This window comes from Egibacteraceae bacterium (genome assembly GCA_040905805.1).
Lineage (GTDB): Bacteria > Actinomycetota > Nitriliruptoria > Euzebyales > Egibacteraceae > DATLGH01.
On record JBBDQS010000021.1, the window covers coordinates 1 to 1,822 of the forward strand.

Annotated in this window: 2 protein-coding genes; one reads left to right on the plus strand and one right to left on the minus strand. The window is 69.0% G+C overall.

The features are described 5' to 3' along the window. Nucleotides 1-536, minus strand: a 536-nt coding sequence (locus tag WD250_03825) for a recombinase family protein (protein ID MEX2619327.1), incomplete at its 3' end; no start/stop codon positions are given. A 1,036-nt stretch (nucleotides 537-1,572) separates the two neighbouring features. Between WD250_03825 and WD250_03830 the strand changes: the two genes are divergently transcribed. Further along, nucleotides 1,573-1,822: hypothetical protein (locus WD250_03830; protein MEX2619328.1), on the plus strand; the 250-nt coding region annotated here is incomplete at its 3' end.

Consider the following 1,822-nt stretch of genomic DNA (forward strand, 5'->3'; position numbering starts at 1 on the left):
GTCGCGGCGAAGGTGTCGAACAGCAGCCGGATGGCCTGTTGCACGCCGGTGTCGGCATCGAGCACGACCTTGTCGGTGGGGTCGTAGACCAGCCCGACGGGCAGGGGCAGCTTGAGCTCGCCGCGGCGGGCCTTGGACAGCTGCCCGCCGCGCAGCCGGGCGCGGATGAAGTGCAGCTCGGCCTCGGACATGGTGCCCTTGAGGCCGAGCAGGAGCCGGTCGTTGAAGTTGCCGGGGTCGTACAGGCCGTCCTCGCCGAGGATCAGGGTGTTCGACAGCGAGCACAGCTCGAGGAGGCGGTGCCAGTCGGCGTTGTTGCGCGCGAGGCGGGAGACCTCGAGACCGAGGACGATCCCGGCCCGGCCGATGCCGACCTCGGCGACCAGCCGTTGGAATCCTTGCCGGTCCGCGGCCGACGCGCCGGAGTGGCCCTGGTCGCAGTCGATGGTCACGATCTGCTCGGCTGGCCACCCGAGCGCGACCGGACGCTGCCGCGGCGCGTACTGGCGGGTCGCGGATTCGGTGTTGTGGACCACCTGCCGCAGGGTCGACTGGCGCACGTAGAGTCAGGCGGTCCGGGCCAGGTGCCCGTCGGTGACCTTCCCGGCCGTCTCGACGCTACTCACGGGCATCCTCCTGCGGTCGTGGTGACGGCCAACGCCATCGCGGCGAGCACCGCTGGGCGCACGCGGTCGAGGATCAGCGTCACCATTGGGCGGCTGGCTCGGATTCGGCGCCGGCCGCACCTCGGCGTCGGCGATCGACTCGGGGCCCACCCGAGCGAGCGGTCCAGGGCGCCGCCATGTTCCGCACGGCGTGCACCAGCGCCTTGCGCTTGGTCCTCCTCCGAATCGTCCAGTAGTGCTCTCGGGCAGGGTGATGTGCGACCCCTGTCCGCTCGTAATCTCAAGACGCGTCAGCCGTTGGGTCCCTCACTTCTTGGCGCGGACACACATCGCGCGCCGTCCTGTTGACGTATGTCGCTGGAGTCGGGACACGTGGCCAAGTTATATGGCTATATATAGCTACATCAGGTATGGTTAGCCGATTATGTCCTTCTCCCCAGGCCGCCCGATCGCGGCTCAAAGTTGCATACCGAGTCGCCGATTGGGGCGCCTCCGAAATGGCGGCCCGCGTTGTCGACCGCTGCGGTCGTCTGGGCCCACACCGCGGCTCTGCGTTTGGGCCATCAACCCGGGTCGTCGGGTGGTAGCGAGGGCCGGCGGGGGCTGGCCGCACGGCCATGCGGGCGGAGGCCCGCCTGCCGCGCTCTGTTTTGGCGAGGGTCACACTCTTCGGGCCGGCCGCAGATCACCAAATCTGGACTGAGACTGTCTATCGGGGGCTGTGCATGCGCGCTTGCAGGTTCGTGCGAAACCGAGCATCGAGTTCGGCGGTTTCACCTGGCGGCGGGGTGCGGGTGCTGGTGCGCACCTACCTGTCCGCGCATCGCATCGGGCGAGCCCAGGGTCGACCCTTCGGGCTAGCGACAGCTGGACGCCTGTGTGTGATCCGTGGAGTCCGCGCAGAGCCGCGTTCAGGAGGCGCATGATGACATCAACACCAGCGGTGATGCGTCGTCCCACGAACCGTGATCCGGCGGAGGGGTCGCTGCCAGCACCGGTGCGTCGTCGGCGGCCGCTGCTTATGGCGGCGGCGGTGCTGTTGGGGGCGATGGTGTGGTTGATCGTCGCGACGGGTCTGGAGCGTGCGTCGGAGCGAGAGCAGGTGTGGAGCGTCGCGACGGAGGTGTCGCGCGGGCAGGTCGTCGAGCAGGCGCATCTGACGGCGACCGAGATCGCCGTGGCGGACACCTCCGGTG